This is a genomic window from Hallella multisaccharivorax DSM 17128 (genome assembly GCF_000218235.1).
In the GTDB taxonomy this organism is placed as follows: Bacteria; Bacteroidota; Bacteroidia; order Bacteroidales; family Bacteroidaceae; genus Prevotella; species Prevotella multisaccharivorax.
The window spans coordinates 275,297-295,810 of the sequence record NZ_GL945017.1; the positions used below are offsets into that span (position 1 = coordinate 275,297).

General features: G+C 50.3%; 9 protein-coding genes, 2 tRNA genes, 3 rRNA genes and 1 other annotated feature (1 of these 15 running past the window's edge). Of the genes, 2 read left to right on the forward strand and 12 right to left on the reverse strand.

All coding sequences use genetic code 11. From position 1 onward, the window contains the following. Nucleotides 1–55: a sequence feature (23S ribosomal RNA rRNA prediction is too short), on the reverse strand; it reaches 723 nt to the left of the window's first position. A 240-nt stretch (nucleotides 56–295) separates the two neighbouring features. The 11 genes from PREMU_RS01575 to PREMU_RS01625 all read right to left on the reverse strand — a co-directional run bounded on the left by PREMU_RS01575 (nucleotide 296) and on the right by PREMU_RS01625 (nucleotide 15,017). Beyond that, complete coding sequence (locus PREMU_RS01575) at nucleotides 296–1,258, reverse strand: FecR family protein (RefSeq protein WP_007572601.1); 963 nt, start codon at nucleotides 1,256–1,258, stop codon at nucleotides 296–298. Nucleotides 1,259–1,310: 52 nt separating this feature from the next. Next, on the reverse strand, nucleotides 1,311–1,880 hold the full coding sequence (locus PREMU_RS01580; RefSeq protein WP_007572602.1) for an RNA polymerase sigma factor: 570 nt from the start codon (nucleotides 1,878–1,880) through the stop codon (nucleotides 1,311–1,313). A gap of 163 nt (nucleotides 1,881–2,043) precedes the next feature. Next, nucleotides 2,044–2,156 (reverse strand): 5S ribosomal RNA (gene rrf, locus PREMU_RS01585). A gap of 152 nt (nucleotides 2,157–2,308) precedes the next feature. After that, nucleotides 2,309–5,252, reverse strand: a 23S ribosomal RNA gene (locus PREMU_RS01590). Between the two features lie 227 nt (nucleotides 5,253–5,479). Beyond that, nucleotides 5,480–5,553 (reverse strand) — tRNA-Ala (locus PREMU_RS01595). Nucleotides 5,554–5,573: 20 nt separating this feature from the next. Then, nucleotides 5,574–5,647: transfer RNA gene (locus PREMU_RS01600), tRNA-Ile, on the reverse strand. 108 nt (nucleotides 5,648–5,755) lie between these two features. Next, nucleotides 5,756–7,286 (reverse strand): 16S ribosomal RNA (locus PREMU_RS01605). The 16S, 23S and 5S rRNA genes sit together here with 2 tRNA genes alongside, the layout of an rRNA operon. Before the next feature lie 485 nt (nucleotides 7,287–7,771). Beyond that, a complete protein-coding gene (locus PREMU_RS01610; protein WP_007572604.1) occupies nucleotides 7,772–8,653 on the reverse strand; it encodes a FimB/Mfa2 family fimbrial subunit in 882 nt (293 codons plus the stop codon). A gap of 392 nt (nucleotides 8,654–9,045) precedes the next feature. Then, nucleotides 9,046–10,227, reverse strand: coding sequence for a SusF/SusE family carbohydrate-binding protein (locus PREMU_RS01615; RefSeq protein ID WP_007572606.1), 1,182 nt, complete (start codon nucleotides 10,225–10,227; stop codon nucleotides 9,046–9,048). A 64-nt stretch (nucleotides 10,228–10,291) separates the two neighbouring features. Then, the gene (locus tag PREMU_RS01620; RefSeq protein WP_007572609.1) at nucleotides 10,292–11,938 is read right to left on the reverse strand and encodes a RagB/SusD family nutrient uptake outer membrane protein; all 1,647 of its coding nucleotides are present in this window, start codon (nucleotides 11,936–11,938) and stop codon (nucleotides 10,292–10,294) included. A gap of 19 nt (nucleotides 11,939–11,957) precedes the next feature. Further along, nucleotides 11,958–15,017, reverse strand: coding sequence for a SusC/RagA family TonB-linked outer membrane protein (locus PREMU_RS01625; protein WP_040558518.1), 3,060 nt, complete (start codon nucleotides 15,015–15,017; stop codon nucleotides 11,958–11,960). 1,016 nt (nucleotides 15,018–16,033) lie between these two features. Here PREMU_RS01625 and PREMU_RS01630 point away from each other — a divergent pair. Together PREMU_RS01630 and PREMU_RS01635 are read left to right on the forward strand one after the other, a co-directional pair. Continuing rightward, nucleotides 16,034–17,860, forward strand: a complete 1,827-nt coding sequence (locus PREMU_RS01630) for an alpha-amylase family glycosyl hydrolase (protein WP_007572613.1) — start codon at nucleotides 16,034–16,036, stop codon at nucleotides 17,858–17,860. 79 nt (nucleotides 17,861–17,939) lie between these two features. Continuing rightward, entirely contained in the window at nucleotides 17,940–19,250 is a 1,311-nt protein-coding gene (locus PREMU_RS01635) for a glycoside hydrolase family 53 protein (RefSeq protein WP_007572615.1), read from the forward strand. Nucleotides 19,251–19,375: 125 nt separating this feature from the next. Here PREMU_RS01635 and PREMU_RS01640 read toward each other — a convergent pair whose 3' ends face one another. Continuing rightward, a complete protein-coding gene (locus tag PREMU_RS01640; protein WP_007572616.1) occupies nucleotides 19,376–20,500 on the reverse strand; it encodes an efflux RND transporter periplasmic adaptor subunit in 1,125 nt (374 codons plus the stop codon). Nucleotides 20,501–20,514: the final 14 nt, after the last annotated feature.

Consider the following 20,514-nt stretch of genomic DNA (forward strand, 5'->3'; position numbering starts at 1 on the left):
AAGTTGTTTGCTTCTCAATTTGGTTGAAGATTTGAAGCAGTGACGCATTCGCCACATGAATAGTCACACGGTTACCCTTAGCATTCGTTTCCGCATTGGCGACCAACATAGAGCCGGACAAGAACAGAAACAATACCAGAAGGCTCTTCCACGAAGATCTCTCTTTTGAATGTACCATGTTGTTAATTTTTGGTTTAAACATATTGTTTTTTAGAACTCTCAGTTTACGAGAATCACAAACAAGACGCAAAAAAGGCATATGTGTCCCATACGCTTCTTGATGTTTAACAAATATTTACTTTGATAGTCGAATGGTCCGCCCGTCTACATATGTCCTGATGCCATAAGCAGTCTCTAAGATGTCGAGTGCTTCGTTAAGGTTATCGCTCGGGATCATACCCGTGAATGTACTTGACGGACACACATTCTTATCCACTCGGAAAGAGACACCATAAGACCGTTTCATCAAATCGAGCAAATGAGTCAGCGTGCTGTGACGCACCACAATCTCGTTCCGCTTCCACGCAGAGAAGTCGTTCGTCAACTGGTTGTGCTTGACGGTGATCATGCCCGACAAACGCTCAAGCGTAGAAACATCTCCAGGCTTCATGTCTACTGTTCCTCCCTTTGAAGAAGTGAATCCAACGCGACCTTCATCCAAGGAAACTACGACCTCAGGATCGGATTCGCCTGCTGAGACATTAAACTTTGTGCCTTTCACCTCAACATTGTAACCATCACCTTTCACCGTAAAATGGCGGCCCTGAAGTTTTGAAACCTCAAAGTAGGCTTCACCTGTAAAACTGACACTACGGTCGGAACCGGAGAAAGCTTGTGCAGAATAAGACAACTCAGTATTGGCATTGAGCTTCACGCGGGTGCCATCTGGCAACGTAATATTTGAACGCTCAAAAGGACCCGTTGAGACGATAATCTGCTCCCGGGAGACGTTCACATAATGATGATAGAAATAATAGGTAGAGAAGAGCAGGATCGGTAACAACAAGACAGCTGCCCAGCCAATGACCCTCCGCACAATGGGCCAGCGAGAAGGCTCTTCTGAAAGTGATTCCATCAGAGAACTCTTCAGTTGCTCAACCTCAATCTCTGTAAATGGAGAGACGACACGCTTACAGGAATCATCCTCAAGCAGTGTGGACAGTTGCTCGTCATCAAGCGTAGAGACATAGACTCGCAGCTCCTCAAGTCCCTCGGGGGTAATGGTATTATCAATATATCTCTTTAATAAAGGATTCATGTTAAAAACGTATATGTCAGGATTGTGCTTATAAGACGATCCAACAAAGGATTTATCCCAAAGACAAAGAAAAAATAAAACATAAAAACTTCAAAGCATTCTTTAATAGTTTATAAAACAGCTGGTTGCCGGCGGATAATTGATTTCTTACCGTCTTCTCCGTAATATTAAGTTTTTGTGCTATTTGACTATTGTTTAAGCCGTCAAAGTCAGACAGCCTAACGATCTCCCTCTGCGAAGGCGGTAACTTCATCAATACTTTATCGACCAACAAACGGTAACCGTCATAATCCATATCCGCAGACTCGTTGACAGCATCCGATTGTTGAAAAAGAAGGTAATCGGCAAAGATCTTACTATTTAAATTAGACCTAAACAAATCAATAACTCGGTTCTTAGCTATCTTAAAAAGCAAAGACTTTAAGGAATGATCAGACCGTATGGAAGAGCGCATCTCCCAAAGTCGGAGGAAAGAATCTTGCACAACTTCTTCTGCATCTTGCTTAGATTTAGTATATGAAAAGCAGAAAACAAGTAGCTCCTGAGCATATAAGTCGTAGATTTCACTCAAGGCCGATTGTCGTCCCTTTCGTAGATTGGCTATTAATCGTTCCTCGGTCATTGCTATTATCAATAAATCTCGGTTAATACTGAACATCTTCGGGTACATCTTCTGTCATTTACAGGACGACCTATGGATGGTTAGGGACCGCCCGCAACCCGAATAGCTCATATTCACACCAAAAGAGCCCAGTGAACATTTCTGTCCTCTGGGCTCTTATGAAAGGAGGCAGCTGCCTACTCTCCCGCATTGCATTGCAGTACCATCGGCGCAAGCGGGCTTAACTTCTCTGTTCGGAATGGGAAGAGGTGGGACACCGCCGCAATAACCACCTGATGTGTCTTACGCCATCGCTGACGTGTGTAAGGTGACATAATCGGCAAGCAAAACTGTACCGTCACACAGGGATGCGGCCTGAGGGCCGCTCCGTATCCCGGGACTCTGCGCCCACGGAAACATACAAACATACAGTTGAAAACATGAGCCCAATTCGAAAGATATCGGGCAATTAGTACGGCTCGGCTTTGACATCGCTGTCTTTACACCTGCCGCCTATCAACGTCGTCGTCTGCGACGACCCTCTATGGAGCTCTCATCTCGCGGTGGGCTTCGCGCTTAGATGCTTTCAGCGCTTATCCCATCCGGACGCAGATACCCTGCCATGCGCCTGGCGGCACAACAGGTAAACCGGAGGTCCGTCCGTCACGGTCCTCTCGTACTAGTGACGGAACCACTCAAAACTCCTGCGCCCACGATAGATAGAGACCGAACTGTCTCACGACGTTCTGAACCCAGCTCGCGTGCCACTTTAATGGGCGAACAGCCCAACCCTTGGGACCTTCTCCAGCCCCAGGATGTGACGAGCCGACATCGAGGTGCCAAACCACCCCGTCGATATGAGCTCGTTGGGGGGATCAGCCTGTTATCCCCGGAGTACCTTTTATCCTTTGAGCGACGGAGTTTCCATACACGTCCGCCGGATCACTATGCCCCAGTTTCCTGCCTGATCGGCGTGTCTGCCTCCCAGTCAGGCGCCCTTATGCCATTACACTCCTTAAAACCGGTTACCAATCGGTCTGAGGGCACCTTTGGAAGCCTCCGTTACGCTTTTGGAGGCGACCACCCCAGTCAAACTACCCACCAAGCAGTGTCCGCACTTCAAGCGCGTTAGACCTCAGACAGCCAAAGGGCCGTATTTCAAGGATGGCTCCAAAACCACTCGCGTGGCTCTTTCTCAGCCTCCGGCCTATCCTACACATCGGATGACCAAGGTCAGTGCTAAGCTATAGTAAAGGTTCACGGGGTCTTTTCGTCCCATCGCGGGTAATCGGCATCTTCACCGATACTACAATTTCACTGAGATCATGGTTGAGACAGCGTCCGGATCATTACACCATTCGTGCAGGTCGGAACTTACCCGACAAGGAATTTCGCTACCTTAGGACCGTTATAGTTACGGCCGCCGTTTACCGGGGCTTCAATTCAAACCTTCACCTGACAAAGCAGGATGAGCTCTCCTCTTAACCTTCCGGCACCGGGCAGGTGTCAGGCTGTATACTTCATCTTACGAGTTCGCACAGCCCTGTGTTTTTGGTAAACAGTTGCCTGGACCTATTCTCTGCGCCTCATATCGCTATGAGGACCCTTTATCCCGAAGTTACAGGGTCAGTTTGCCTAGTTCCTTAACCATGAATCTCTCAACGCCTCAGTATGCTCTACCCGTCTACCTGTGTCGGTTTGCGGTACGGGTTGTCCTACGGTTAGGCTTAGCGGATTTTCTCGGGAGTCTGATTACCGGCGCTATTGGATTCCACCGAAGAGGAATCCATACTATCAAGTTCGGCTCAAAGTCCGGATTTGCCTGGACCTCTCATCACCTACACTCTTCAACGGGGACTTCCGTCGCCCCGCGGCCGTGCCACTGCTCCGTCTCCACTTCGCCCGTAAGACAAGTGACGGAATATTAACCGTCTCTGCCATCGGATGCGCCCTTAGGCTTATCCTTAGGACCCGACTTACCCCGGGATGACCAGCATTGCCCGGGAAACCTTAGACTTGCGGCGGGGGCGAATCTCACGCCCCTTAGCGTTACTTATACCTACATTTGCGTTTCCAATGTCTCCAGGATCGCTCACGCACACCATTCGACAACATTGGAATGCTCCCCTACCGATACTTTTATTATTTGCTATCCCGCGCCTTCGGCGTCCCGCTTACACCCGATTATTATCCATGCCCTGACCCTCGACCAGTGAGCTGTTACGCACTCTTTGAAGGAATGGCTGCTTCCAAGCCAACTTCCTGGCTGTCACCGGGACTGGACTTCGTTAGACTGACTCGGCGGAAACTTCGGGGCCTTAGACGGCGGTCCGGATTCTTCTCCTCTCGGGGACGGACCTTAGCACCCGCCCCCTTACTGCATGGATGCAGAAACAAAGCATTCGGAGTTCGGAAGGACTTGACAGGCGGTGAAGCCCTCGCGTCCTATCGGTCGCTCTACCTCTTTGTCTTATCTCCACACGCGGCACCTAAATGCCTTTCGGGGAGTACGAGCTATCTCCAAGTTTGATTGGCCTTTCACTCCTACACACACCTCATCCAGAAGCTTTTCAACGCTTATTGGTGCGGACCTCCATCAGGTGTTACCCTGACTTCATCCTGGACATGTGTAGATCACTTGGTTTCGCGTCTACCACCTCCAACTTAACGCACGATAGGTGCGCCCTGGCTAAAAATAAGCCAAAACCGCCCTCTTCAGGCTCGCTTTCACTACGGATGCGTGTCTCATGACACTTATCCTCGCTGGAGACGGTAACTCGTAGGTTCATTATGCAAAAGGCACGCCGTCACTGCTAATGCAGCTCCGACCGCTTGTAGGCGGATGGGTTCAGGATCTCTTTCAACCTTCTTCATCGAAGTGCTTTTCACCTTTCCCTCACGGTACTGGTTCACTATCGGTCTCATTCGAGTATTTAGCCTTGCCGGATGGTCCCGGCAGATTCACGCAGAATTCCTCGTGCTCCGCGTTACTCAGGATACCGCTATGCCTCCCTTAAGCTTCGGATACAGGATTATCACCTTCTATGACGCCGCTTTCCAGCAGCTTCTCCTCACCCTTAGAGTACAATGGCGCGGTCCTACTACCCCAATGATGCGGTGACACATCACCGGTTTGGGCTCTTCCCCGCTCGCTCGCCACTACTGGGGGAATCATTAACTTATTTTCTCTTCCTGGAGGTACTAAGATGTTTCAGTTCCCTCCGTTAGCCCCGGTCCTATAACGACCGGTAAGTCCGAAAACTTGGGTTGTCCCATTCGGATATCCGCGGGTCAAGGGTCATTTGCACCTCACCGCGGCTTATCGCAGCTTATCACGTCCTTCTTCGCCTGAATGAGCCTAGGCATCCACCATCCGCCCTTTCTTACTTTCGAGTCATCTTCCGTCCCATTGCTGAGACTTCAGATGCCGCTCATACTTTCAGCTGTATTGTCTACAGATTAAGTCTCTGTGAAACTTTTTATTCATGCAGGCAGTTACAATGTAACTGCGTACACAACTACTACAGTTTTGCTTGTGTCAATATGTCAAAGATCTGTCTCAAGGTAAAAGCAAGGCACAAAAGAACTCACGTCCTCACTGCTCTCACTCTCCCTCAACGTGGAGAATAACGGATTCGAACCGTTGACCCCCTGCTTGCAAAGCAGGTGCTCTAGCCAGCTGAGCTAATCCCCCGTAGGGAATGAAATAAAGAGTAGTCCCAGGCAGACTTGAACTGCCGACCTCCACATTATCAGTGTGGCGCTCTAACCAACTGAGCTATAGGACTGTCATGCAATTCGCATTGCCGCTCTTCTAAATCATTTAAAACAGATAGCGTAGACAAGAAGCTCCAGGGAAAGGAAACATTCCTGCTTCAAAAAAAGCGTCTCTCCAGAAAGGAGGTGTTCCAGCCGCACCTTCCGGTACGGCTACCTTGTTACGACTTAGCCCCAATTACCAGTTTTGCCCTAGGCCGATCCTTGCGGTCACGGACTTCAGGCACCCCCGGCTTTCATGGCTTGACGGGCGGTGTGTACAAGGCCCGGGAACGTATTCACCGCGCCATGGCTGATGCGCGATTACTAGCGAATCCAGCTTCGTGGGGTCGGGTTGCAGACCCCAGTCCGAACTGAGGGCGGATTTAATGATTCGGGATACCTTGCGGTAACCCTGCTCGCTGTACCACCCATTGTAACACGTGTGTAGCCCCGGACGTAAGGGCCGTGCTGATTTGACGTCATCCCCACCTTCCTCACACCTTACGGCGGCAGTATCTCCAGAGGGCCCAGCACTACCTGATGGCAACTGAAGAAAAGGGTTGCGCTCGTTATGGCACTTAAGCCGACACCTCACGGCACGAGCTGACGACAACCATGCAGCACCTTCACTGAAGCCCCGAAGGGCAGCTCCATCTCTGAAGCCTTCCTCAGCAATTCAAGCCCGGGTAAGGTTCCTCGCGTATCATCGAATTAAACCACATGTTCCTCCGCTTGTGCGGGCCCCCGTCAATTCCTTTGAGTTTCACCGTTGCCGGCGTACTCCCCAGGTGGGATGCTTAACGTTTTCACTTGGCCACATACCCTAAAGGGGCATATAGCGGGCATCCAGCGTTTACCGTGCGGACTACCAGGGTATCTAATCCTGTTCGATACCCGCACTTTCGAGCATGAGCGTCAGTAGCGCTCCCGTCAGCTGCCTTCGCAATCGGAGTTCTTCGCCATATCTAAGCATTTCACCGCTACACGGCAAATTCCACCAACGTCGTGCGTACTCAAGTCAAACAGTTCGCGCTGCAGTGCGGATGTTGAGCAACCGCATTTCACAACACGCTTATCTGACAGCCTGCGCTCCCTTTAAACCCAATAAATCCGGATAACACCAGAACCTTCCGTATTACCGCGGCTGCTGGCACGGAATTAGCCGGTCCTTATTCATGCGGTAACTGCAAAAACATACACGTATGCTCCTTTATACCCGCATAAAAGCAGTTTACAACCCATAGGGCCGTCATCCTGCACGCTACTTGGCTGGTTCAGGCTCTCGCCCATTGACCAATATTCCTCACTGCTGCCTCCCGTAGGAGTCTGGACCGTGTCTCAGTTCCAACGTGGGGGACTTTCCTCTCAGAACCCCTACTGATCGATGACTTGGTGGGCCGTTGCCCCGCCAACTATCTAATCAGACGCATCCCCATCCTAAGGCGATAAATCTTTGCTCCTCTTCAGATGGCCTCATAGGAGCACATAAGGTATTAGACCACATTTCTGCGGATTATCCCTTACCTCAGGCCAGGTTGGATACGCGTTACTCACCCGTGCGCCGGTCGACGACAGCAGAAGCAAGCTCCCGCTTCGTTTCCCCTCGACTTGCATGTGTTAGGCCTGTAGCTAGCGTTCATCCTGAGCCAGGATCAAACTCTCCATTGTAAAATTGTCTATAATGGGTAATGTGTAATGTGATCAAAACACACTACCGTTAGTCTGTTCAGGACGCTTATCCTTTATTGAAGTCGGAAGTAACTAATCAAAATTGATCGGTTCGTTTCTTTTACCCAAGTCATACACAACATCTTCTATATCGCTATATATAATAATGTGTACAACTCGCTTCTTGTACTACTTCTCTGTCTATGTAAATCTTCTCAAAGAACTCTTATCTTTTGTTGCCAACCGGCGTATTTCCGGAAAGCGAGTGCAAAGGTATAGACTTTTACAATACCTGCCAAATATTTCTCCAACTTTTTTTCTTTTTTTTTATTATTGCCATATGTCAAGGATTTTAAGGGAAAGAAAGAGATGCCTTTAACCATAGACAGCAGGGAAAGAAAAAAGATGAGGGCGGCAAAGATCAAGGACGGAGCTGATGGACACAGAAAACGGCCTACGCTTAACGACATTTTGCTATTTGGAAACTAAAATGCCTTTCCAACCGTTGTCCACTCATCATCGGTCGAGAGGTGAAACTTAGACAGTACATCGCCTCCGCTCATACCATTGGTAAACAACGCTCCGTCATATTCAGATATCTTATTGCACGTCACCGGCACCTCGCCAAAGGTATGCGAACAGACCGTGTTACCGTTGGCATCCAAGGCTGTCACCTCAAGGTGTAACGACTCACTGTCGCTCCTCGGGAAAGTGTATATCTCAAAGGTCCCCGTCTTGCCTCTCATCGTTTCGGTGACGGTTCGCTTCACTGTCTGACGCGACTTGACACAGCCCTCACCGGTCAGCGCATCGAGCGTGGAACTGCCACCGGTATAATAGAACGTCATCGAAGCGACATTCTGCGGGATGACATCGGTCGTAGCTATACGCACCATGGCGACAACACGGTGCATACTGACATCGACATCCAGGCCTTTGTCTGCACTTACTGTTATCTGGTCACTCCAAAGGAACGTATCGGATATGTCGCTGCCAAAAGAGATCTTCTCTGCATCTGTCGTCGTAGGGCTCTTCTCCTGGTTATGGGCAAGGATGACGGCACGGTAAGTACCCGGAGCGAGTGCAACGGAGAGGGTGCCATAATCCTTATCATCTGAGCCTTGCGATATCTTATTGACCCTCGCGCCATCTTTATACACAATAAGTTCAATGTGTTTGCATAAACGAGAAATCTCCGTTGCCCTTGACTTTGCCTTATCAAAGTTCTTCTGTTCGAACTGCCTGACCTTAAACGTCACGAGGTTCGTACCGTCGGGCACCTCGGTTTCATTCCCCACATCAACTTTCTGACAGGCGGCGAAAGACAATGCCACAAAGAGTAAAGAGAAATAGGTCCACAATCTCATATGCAAAGGTTTTATTTTGTTTTCATTCTAATGGCAAAGATAAGAAATAATTTAATAACCTTTGACAACAATTCAGAAAAACTGCACGCGATTAAGCTTATTTTAAGTTTCTCGGTAGGAATATAACCCCTACCGTATTTCTTTCTCAGTTGTCATACGCCATTAGTTTCCATTTTGCAAAAATAAGCAGAGTTTGGGAATGCGGCAAGGAAACATGCAGAATTATTAAAAGCGGCCGGCCTGATAGACAACGGGCTTGGTATGTTTGCAGAGAGCCGTGTAGCCTGGATCTTGGTTGCATCCTCCGGAGGATTAAACTACAAGTCCCGATACCCGAAGATAACGCCTACGGATACCGGGATATTATGGATTCTTATTAGGATTACCGATGATTATTTGATGGAACCCGTGTCACTTGAGAAGTTCAGATAAACCTTTGAACCGGCATCAGCACCGACACGTTTCTGGTCGCCGCCTGTACCACGATAAGTGATGTTCTTACCGTCAATACCAACGATAAACTCTGACTTCCACCAGTCGTAACCGGGAACCTTCACATACATACGGAGATTAGAAGAGCCATCGCCAGCCAGCGAAGGCAGTGCAGGCGATACGAACTCGCCGTCAGCTTTTGAAGGAACCGTGAAGAGACCGGCCTCTTGCAGCTCATCCCAAGAGCCTCCGACAGAAGCACCGATGAGGTACACATTAGGCTTATTGAAGGTCACCGTGTAGTCGACGTCTTGGCCCTTGACCTTGGCAGTTACAATCATCAGATACCAGCCCGGTGTGCTCGTGGCAATATTGCCATCGCTGGAAGCCTGGATAGAAGAAGCGTTGTCACTGGCAGGATCAACCGTGATCTTGCTGAAACCGACCTCTTTGCCGTCCCAAGCCTGAGCGGTGTTGAACTTAACACCCGATGCGTCGATGTAGACCATATGCCAGAAAACAGCTGTCGAGTTGCCGGCATCACGGGAGCCATAGACCTCTGTCATCGGCACGCTCTTCGGCCAATTCCATCCACAGAAGTTACCGATCAGGTACAGAGAAGAAGGACAGGCTGCTACAGGCAGAGAATAATTCAGATAGACCTTATTCAGAGCCACGGTGTTGGAGACGATCTTCGTATTGGGAATGGTATCACCTGTAGCAGCAGAGACCACGGCAGCCGTTGCGCGGAAATAAACAGGGATGGTCATCGGGAAGTCGGCTCCCGTCTTGCCCTCATCGCACTCCATGATCGTCAGAGCCTTTGCCAGCAGACTGGCATCAACATTCAAGGTTGAAGAGTTGAACGTCTCGTCAATCTTCTTCGCGTTACTCATGTCTGCCTTCGTAGCCACTTCCACTGAATAAACTGTGCTGGCGGGGAATCCATAGTCGGGCTGGCTGCAAGTGAGACTTACCTTCGACGAGTTAGACAGATCAATAGTACTGTTTGTTGTTGCCGGTGTATTCAGTACGAAGGTGGTAGGCGACTGGATTGTCGGATTGTGATCCATATCCTTATCACAACTGGCCAACAGAGCCAAGCCCGCCATCATGCCGGCAAGTATATGAAACTTTTTCATTTTCATTGTTGTTGTTTAGTTTGGTTCCAGGGAGGAGACAGCCGCCTCCTCCCTGTGCGATACATTAATAATCAGCGTTCTGCTTGAGGTTCTTGTTGGCATTCATATCATCGTCAGGAATAGCGAACAAGTTCAGATGCTTGTCGATATTGGTTCCCTTGATGGTACCGCCTTTCCATGACCAGTTGTAGTTGACGTTACCTGCGAAGCGATCGAAACGGATCAGTGTCGTACGGCGATAACACTCGAAGTAGAACTCGCGGGCCCACTCGTCGCAGATGTCAGACAGTGTGAAGCTTGTCTTCTGAGCGGCATGAGCGCGTGCACGAAGCTCATTGATGTATTTGATGCCTTCCACCGTAGGAGAACCGCCATTGGCACGGGCTGTCGCCTCGGCATAGTTCAGATAGGCCTCAGCTATGCGGAACAGGAAGTAATCAGCATCAGGGAAAGTAGTATTCTTACCGGCACGGCCATCTGTGTAGTAGTTGTTGTACTTACAGGCAGCATATCCATCCGTGAATGTACCTAAGTTGGTGTTCTCCAAGCTGCGTTCCGCACCATTTTTTGCGATATTGCACATCAGTGCACGGTCATCACCGGCAGCGGTATACATCTCCTTGACGGTAGCCAGCTTAGGAGCATCGTCATTGGGGAAGAACTTGCGTACCATATCCGGACGGAGGCGGTTACCAGCCCAGCCTTGGGTTGTCCCATTACCTTTCAGCGTGTCTCCATTCTCCTTGAGCCAGTATTCCTCACCATCATTGCTTCCTGCCATGATGTAAAGGGAGGTACCCCATGAAGTGGTCTTCACACCATCCTGCGGCAAAGCAAGCAGACACTCCTCCGTGGCACCGTTCTGTCCATTGTCGCCCATGAAGAGCTCCTGATAAGCAGTCCACTTGCCAGTGCCTTTCGTATGGAGCTTGTAAGGAGAGTTTGTGATGACCTGCTTGGCATAGTAAGCTGCGGAGTCATACTTCTCTTCTCCGGCATAGACCTTGGCATTCAGATAGATTCGGGAAAGGAGGAGCTCAGCCGTATACTTGTTGGCACGGCCGTAACCACTCTCGTTTTCCTTAGGGGCAGAAGTAGGAGCACTCAGCTTGCCCTCAACGTCACGCAGCTCGCTGACAACCCACTTAAAGAGATCAGCACGCTTGATCTGAGGAGAAGCCTTCGAAGAAATGGCTGTTGTGAAAGGTACATTGCCCCAACCGTCCATCAGGACAGAATAGTAGTAGGCACGGAGGAAACGAGCCTCGGCAGTCTTCTCTGCATCCTGACCGCCATAGGTGTTGATATAGTGATTGCAGAAATCGATACCGCCATACAGACGATAGTAGAGACCTTTCAACATAGGATGAGAGGCATCAAAGCGGTCATAGTCAAACTCGGAGATACCGGTATCACCCCATCTGCAGATAGCCATGTCGGTAGTGAGCTCCTGTGAATTGAAGAGCTGGCGAATGAAACCCGTGGTACCACCGTCGAGACCATCAATGTCACAGTCACCGTTGGCACCACCCTGTCCTGCTACAGCCATATTGGCGTAGCACTTGTTCAGCAGGTTGTCGGCGAGGTTTTCACCGCTGGTCTTCGTATTGGGATCGATAGGCGTGACATTAAGGTCACCTGCGCAAGAAGCAAGCCCCAAAGCCAATACAGCAGCTGCTGAAGGTATGATATATTTTAAAGACTTTTTCATTGTTGTTTCCGTTAAGATTTTAGAAATTCAGGCTAAGACCAACGATGAAAGAGATAGGACGCGGATAAACGTTGTTGTCGATACCTCCATACACCTCAGGATCAATACCCTTATACTTGGTAATTGTGAACACGTTGTTGACAGTACCATAGACACGACCGGCAAGACCATGATAGCTGCCTGTCTTAAACAAGTTGTCAAAAGAGTAGCCGAGTGTAATGTTGTCACACTTCAGGAAAGAAGCGTTCTGTACCCAACGGTCGGAAAGCACGGCGGTCACGCCGTAGCTCTGCCAGTTGTCTCCGACAGAGCTCAGCAGGCGGTTCTGCAGGAAGGCTCCATTGACCGTCTGCGCGATAGCTGTGTTGCTGACATTAGCCATACCGGCGGCAAGGTCATTGAAGACATAGTTGCCGATGCTGGCGCGGAAGTTCATACCGAGGTCCCAGTTCTTGTACTCCAGACGAGAGCCTAAGCCCATCGTGACAGGAGCCACCGGGCTCTTGTAGAAGTAACGGTCAGCCGATGTGATCTGTCCGTCACCGTTACGGTCTACAACGACACCCTCCAGAGGCTTGCCGTCCTTGTCGTAAACCTGCTGGTAGACATAGAACGCATTGGATGTGTGACCAACTGACTGTGCCTGGCAGTTGTTGCCTGTACCGGAAGAGATACCACCGGTCAGCACGACATAACCCGCCTCGTCACTCATCAGCTTCGTAATCTTGTTACGGTTATAGGTGAGGTTGTAATTAAGGGTCCATCTCCAGTCCTTTGAATCCAGGGCAACCCACTTCACGGAAGCCTCAAAACCGGTATTGGTCATGTCACCGATATTGGAAGTCACCTTATTGCGGAAGTTTGAACCGGCAGGCACCGTGACAGTATTCAACAGATCTGTGGTCTTACGATAGTACCAATCGAAGCTGCCGCTGAGGCGGCGGTCAAGGACAGACCAGTCAAGACCGAGGTCATAAGTGGTTGTCGTCTCCCATGTGATGTCAGGATTATAAGCATTCGGACGGGCAAGGTTCCCGTTGCCTATCACCTGATAATATGAGCCGTCACCGGAGTTCATCGTGTAATTGGCGATATAGCCATAGTCACCGATACCCTCCTGCTGACCGGTCTGACCGTAGCTCATACGATAGTTCAACTCAGACAGCCATTTAGCGGAGCGGAGGAAGCTCTCATCCTTCACTTTCCACATGAAAGATGCAGAGGGGAAGTAGCCCCAGTGCTTCTTGAAGCGGGAAGAACCATCAGCACGGAACGTAGCGTTAAGATAATACCGGTCCAGGATGCTCCAGTTGGCACGGCCGAAATAAGAGACGAGATAGTTCTCGGTCTTGTAGTGATAGTCGTCCTTCACGCCGTCACCGTCGTAGTCAACACCTGTATCCGTGTTGACCTGACTGAATTTGCCGTTGTAAGCATCAAGATAAGAGAGTGTGCGCTTGTGCTGATTTCTCCAGAAGTGAGACTCCTCGGCACCTGCCATTACATCGAAGTGGTTCTTCAACTGGTCGTTGAAGTCGTGGGTGTACATGGCATAGACACTGCCCTGATAGTTGCGCTTCAGAATGCGGTCGAAGCCATAGCTGCCATAGAAAGAGGCGTCGGGGCACCAGGGCTCCACGTCTGTCCGCTGGTCACCATAGGCAATGTCAATACCTCCCGTAGCATGCAGGTGCAGGTCCTCAAGGCCATGAACCATATAATCGACATCACCGCTCATGACCAAGTCGCGGCTGATGGCACGGTCGTTCTTGCCTTCGAGCAGGGCGACAGGATTCTTAGGAGCATTGGTGTTCTGGAGATACCATGTCGTGGGGCTCGTAAGGACAGAGTTGTTGGTCCATGCATAATAGTTGTTGAAATACTGATGTCCCGTGAACGTATCATCCACGACACTGTGAGTCGGATCCATATAAACGGCAGCGCTGACAGCGTTGGTGTTGGCAAAGCGGCTCTTGGACCACATACCCTTGACATTGACATTAATCTTCAAATGATCTTCAAAGAGATTGGGTGTCAAGCTCAGAGACCCTGTGTAACGCTTGAAGTCAGAAGTCTTCAAGATACCTTGCTGGTCCGTATAACCGGCACTGACACGGAACGGGAGAACCTTAGCTACCGTACCGCTGACGGACACTCCGTGATCCTGGCTCAAAGCCGTACGATAGATCTCATCCTGCCAGTTGGTATTGGCTTTGCCAAGAAGACCATAGGTGCCACTGCTCTTACCATAACGCTGCTCTATGAGGCCGCGGTACTCGTCACCGTCCATCACATCCAGTGTCTTTCGCTTCTGGCTCACGGTCATACTTCCATTGTAAGCCACCTTCAAGCCACCGTGCCCTTTCTTCGTGGTGATGATGATGACACCGTTGGAACCGCGGGAACCGTAGATGGCTGTAGCAGAAGCGTCCTTCAACACGGTGAAGGATTCGATATCTTGCGGGTTGATCATAGACAACGGGTTGGCCAGACCTTTAACGCCAGTATCATCCATGGCGATACCATCGATAACGTACAGCGGGTTGTTACTTGCGTTCAGAGAGGCACCGCCACGAATACGGATCGTAGATCCGCCACCAGGAATACCGCCGTCACTGGTGACAGAAACGCCGGCCACCTTGCCCTCGATCATGTCCTGGGCGTTGACGACCAGGCCTTTGTTCTTGGTATCAGGAGCAAGCTGGGATACAGAACCCGTCAGATCTTTCTTCTTGGCTACACCGTAACCGATGACCACAACCTCGTTCAAGGCTTTGGAGTCATCCTTCAATGTGATGACAGCGCCATTGGCAGCTGCTACCTTCTGCGGTGTCATACCAATGTAGCTGATTGTGATCTCTGTACCCGGAGCTACATTAATGGAATAGTTACCGTCGAGGTCGGTAACACCTACTGCCTTACCGTTGGCAGTGATGGTGGCACCCATGACAGGCTCGCCGGCAGCATCTTTCACTTGTCCCTTGATGGCACCGGACTGTGCCCAGGAACTGGCCGCTAACAGAAGTCCGCCCGTGAGGACGAGGGCTCTGCGTGGCATCTTGAATTTTACCTGCTTCATCATTTGCTTTTTAATTAAGATTGGTATATTTTAGAATTTTTCATTTTCAGCTTTTCGACTGCAAAGTTAAGCGATTTTAATTGACCTGCATCAATTTTTAACAGAAAAATGCAAAAGGTAGCGCGCAATCGTTTGCATGCAAGAAGAACGAAATGGTTACATGCAGCATCTTCCATGAAAAAGCTGATGGATTGCCCATGAAAAGACCGAAAGACCGTCAACTGAAGATTCTAAGAACACGAATAAACGAATGGCCATGCAGACGACATGGAAGAATGGTCCGATTGTTCCATCAGCTCAATGCGGCAGTCGTCACTGTAACTGACAGTCTGTTACCCAAATAGCTAAAACTCGGGCAGCACTCACAGTACCCTGGAATTGTAAACATTTATAATAGAAAAAAGCACTCTGTGAGGCATGCATTCCAGAGCGAGAAAGTGGACGGAAAGTGGGATATTGATTGGATGGAGGCACCTTAACGATTGAATCATGTCACGTTTACGGTTAAAAGGCAATGTGATGACGGTTGAAACGCGTTACGATTACGGTTAAAACGCATCGCGATTCAACTGCAGAGGCAGTCCGATACAGGCTTAATGGCGCAGGAATAAGGCTATCCAGGTATCTCAATGAAACCGGAAATAATACAACTGATTGATAAACAGACATGTATGAAAATAGCAAATAAGGCCATTATTCAGCCCCACAACAACTCCTGACTGAAAATAATCGATTCTCAGAGAGGCATTTGTCAATTAAAATACAAGTTCACGACATAACTGCAACAAAGTGACAAGAAGAATCCTAAAAGCAGGAATCACTTCCGATCGTGCGGATGACAGCCTTGTTTTCATGCCTTTCGTGCCTTTCACGGGGTATCTTTACAGGCTATCTCCTGTGTGCGCAAACGTTTACACAAAATAATTCACAAATTGATTTATATCATGCAATCCGTATTCATATTTAATTCGTAACTTCGTGCAAGATAATGACACATATATTTTAAACAGCAAATTATGAAACACGTTTATTCTCTTCTACTCTCCCTCATCCTACTTCCGCTCGGGGCCCTTGCACAAGGCTGGCCAGCCAACTACGGCGGCGTGATGCTCCAGGCTTTCTGCTGGGACAGTTATTCAGACACGCAGTGGACCAATCTCACGACGCAAGCCGACACGCTGTCGAAGTATTTCAAGCTCATCTGGGTACCGCAGAGTGGATGGTGCAAAGCTTCCACGAACAACATGGGCTACTACCCTATCTATTGGTTCAATCAGAAAAGTGCCTTCGGCACAGAGGCGGACCTTCGGACAATGATAAAAACCTATAAGGCTAAAGGCACCGGCATCATCGCAGATGTCGTCATCAACCACAAGAACGGCATGAGCAAATGGTGTGATTTCGCCGATGAGACCGTCACGGGACAGAACACCGGCAAGAAGTACAGTGTCAGCTGGGACCACACGAACTACACCCAGATATGCAGTGACGACGAGGCACAGACCGGAACAGATTCCGAGGCGAAAGGAAAGATCAAGGGTGCCAAGGATACCGGCCTGAACGATGGCGGATGCCGCGACCTTGACCACACCAATGCCACGACACAACAGAACGTCAAGACCTACGAGGATTTCCTGCTCAACGAAATGGGCTACACGGGCTTCCGCTACGACTTTGTGAAAGGTTATGATCCTGCTTATGTCAAGATGTACAACGAGGCAGCCAAGCCGCAGTTCTCTGTGGGCGAGTACTGGCAGGGGTCCGTGACCGACTCGAAAAGTGGTGACCATCCCTTTGGTGGCGTGAAAGACTGGGTAGACGCTACCGGCAAGACGAGTGCCACTTTCGACTTTCCGATGAAGTATCTCATTAAAAGCGCATTCAGCGGAGAGTGGGGCAAACTGGCTGCCTACACCACGGCGACGCTCACGGGAGTGGAGCCTCAGTACGCCGTCACCTTTGTCGATAACCACGATACCGGTGAGCCACACGACAACCCTGACCCACAGCGCGCCAACATTGCTGCCGCAAACGCCTACATTCTCGCCATGCCCGGCACGCCCTGTATTTGGCTGAGCCACTGGCAAAGCTACAAGACCCTCATCAAGAAGTGCATTCTCGCCCGCCAGCTCGCCGGAGTGACCAATACCAGCAAAGTAATCACATCGGAAGCCAACACCAACGGTTATGTGCTGTGTGTGGAGGGCAGCAAGGGCAGCGTACTCCTTCTCTTAGGCAAACCCAACTACAACACCAAGGATTACCAGCTTGCCTGCGAGGGCGAGAACTTCAAATACTATGTCTCCGACGGACTGGACCTTACCGCCATCAAGAACATTCCGGAAGAGAAAAGCAGTCATGAGATTCCCTCCTTCTGCAAAGTCAATAAAGGTGAGGTCTGTGCTTTCTTCGAGGTGCCTGTCTCCTGGGGAACGGTGTCAAAGATCAACTGCTGGGCCTGGGACGCCAAAGGCAACTATACCGGCGGTAATTGGCCGGGTGTGGCCTGCACGCTTGTGGGCACCCACAGCAATGGCTCCAAGGTGTATAAGTGGACCTGGGACGGCAGCTATACTGACACCAAAGCTTCAACACCTACCCACATCATCTTCTCGGCTAACACAGGAAAGCCGCAGCAGAACGACATGGAGTTCAAAAACGGAAACTACTATGGCCTCAGCACGGTCTACGGCAACGTGATCGACATCGCCACCGGCATCAAGAGCCTCAAAGCCAACGCCAGCAGCGACAATGCCTGGTTCACCCTCTCCGGCATGCGGTTATCGAAAGGACCCGTGCAAAAGGGAGTGTATATCCATAATGGCCAGAAAGTGGTGAAGTAACACGGTATTGGTGCAGGGGGCGGTCCTGCACCGATACCATCGGACGACGGACAACGAAAGAAATTAAAACCGAACAACAATGGACATTATTAGATATCAAAAAAGCACTTTCATCCACACGTTTGCTTGTGGATTATGGATGCTTCTTTCTTGCGCAACGGCTTCTGCCCAGAAATACGTTGGCGGTGATATCTCGATGCTTCCTGCCTATGAGAAAGCAGGGGCAGACTATTATTCGCACAGCGGCAAGGCTATGAATGACGTGCTCGGATTTCTCAAAGACGAAGGCTGGAACGCCATGCGTGTGCGCCTCTTCGTCAATCCGCAACAACAGACCACCACCCACAACGGGCAATGGGTGAGCGATGCCAACGTCTGCCAGGACATCGAATGGGTGAAGACCCTGGGCAAGCGCATCAAGGACAAGGGCTTGAAGTTCATGCTCGACATTCACTATTCTGATACGTGGGCAGACCCCGGTAAACAGTGGACGCCTGCCGCTTGGGCATCGCTCAGCGACGATGCCCTCGCTGCAAAGGTCTACAACTACACGAAAGATATGTTGGAACAACTGAAAGCCGCAGGCGCGAAGCCCGACATGGTGCAGACAGGCAACGAGATCAGTTACGGTATGCTGTGGGGACGTCCTAATGGCTCGCTTTATCAGTGCTGGCCGTCGTCTTCAACCTCTAACTGGAACCGCTTTGAGAAACTCCTTGCACAAGCCACGAAAGCCACGCGTGAGACCTGCCCCGAGGCTAAGATCATCGTGCACGTGGAGCGTGTGTCGACTTCACAGCAAAAAGACAACAAGGGCTATACGGCACTGAAGAACTTCTACCAGAAGATGACCGCAGCGAACATCGACTACGACGTCATCGGACTGAGCTATTATCCTTACTTCCACGGCTCAATGAGTGAATTGGAGGGAGCCATCAGCTACCTCGAAAAGACTTATCCTCAAAAAGACATTATGGTGGTAGAGACGGGCTATCCCTATGCCTGGGCTGTGGGAGGCACAAACTTTGACTATCAAAAAACGTATCCCTACACCGACGAAGGACAGCGGAAGTTCACTGCCGACCTCGTAACGATGCTTAACAAGCACGCCAAAGTCAACGGGCTTTTCTGGTGGTGGCCGGAATACAACGCCAAGGGCACCAGCCTCAGCGGATGGTACAACGCCCCGCTCTTTGACAGCAACACGGGACGAGCCACATCTGCGTTGTCAGAAATGAAGGAGTTCCTTACCACTCCCACAGCCATCAAGGATATTGCTGTCGGCAAAACAACTTCCGACAACGGTTACTACAACCTCTTAGGACAGTACGCGAGCCATCCACGCCACGGTGTCTTCATCCGTCAGGGAAAGAAAACTGTGATAAGATAAACCGTTAACCCTCATCCCTATGCCAGACGACAGCAAGGGCTTGGCACAAGTCACGCGGCAGGGTAATAACTGGAAATCACTGCGTTTCTATCAGAAGACGGATACCCTCTATCGCGTGGCTGCGGCTATTGCTCCTCTTGCTCCTCCTCCTTCACCTTCTTCTGCCCTCTCACCGTCTCGCCTTTCTTCAATCCGCTCTTGATCTGGATATTGATGCCGTCGGAAAGACCGGTGGTGACATACCGCTTGACATAACGGTCATCGGCATTCTCTGCCTTTGCCTTGACCACATAAACAAAGGTCCTGGTGCCCTCAAACAGAATGCAGCTCTCAGGCACAGAGAGAGTCATCGGTGCCTCAGCCAGCACAATCTCGGCATTGGCACTGTATCCCGACCTAATCTGGTTACCTCCGGCCACCTTCACCGCGGCTTTTATTTCAAACTGGTTGGCACCGTTGTTCTCTGTAGCTTTCGGCGAGATATACTCAAGCGATGCCTGCAGACGCTCATTCTGCATCGCTCCGATGGTGATCTTCATCAGCATACCCACGCGGAGCGACCCCACCTCCGTCTCGTCGATGTTACCGTCGAAGATGAGGTCGTTCATGTTGGCGACCGTGGCAATGGTAGTTCCGTCATTGAATGTATTGGAGAGGATGACGGTGTTGCCGACCTTCACCGGGACATCAAGAATCAGTCCGCTGATGGTAGACCGGATCAGCGTGGACGACGTGCTGGCATTGGATGCCGACACGCCATCTCGCACTACCTCGAGATTCTCAGTAGCGGCTAACGTTTCCTCACGTGCCTGAAGATAAGCCTTGCGTTTCTGGTCGTATTCATCGCCGGAGACGAGTCCTTTGTCGTAGAGTGTCTTCTCGCGACCATAGTCGACAGCGGCCTGCCGCTCATTGATATTGGCGAGTCGCACGCGCGCCTGCGCTGCCGACAACTGGCTCTCATCGGGTATAACCTTGACCTTGGCGATCACCTCGCCCGCCTGAATGGTCTGGCCCGCCTGCTTGTAGAGATCGGTGATGATACCGGAGATCTGCGGCTTGACATTGACTTCGTTGCGCGGCACAATCTTTCCCGTGATGACTGTGGTCTTGCAGATGTCCATCAGCCTGACGGCATACTCATTATACTCCGTCGGCTTCTGTCTGCCCTGCAGCCACAGGAATACAAAAGTGCCGATGAAGATAATCAGGACAAGAACGATTGCCGCTATTCTTATTGCTTTTTTCATGTTGATGTATGTAT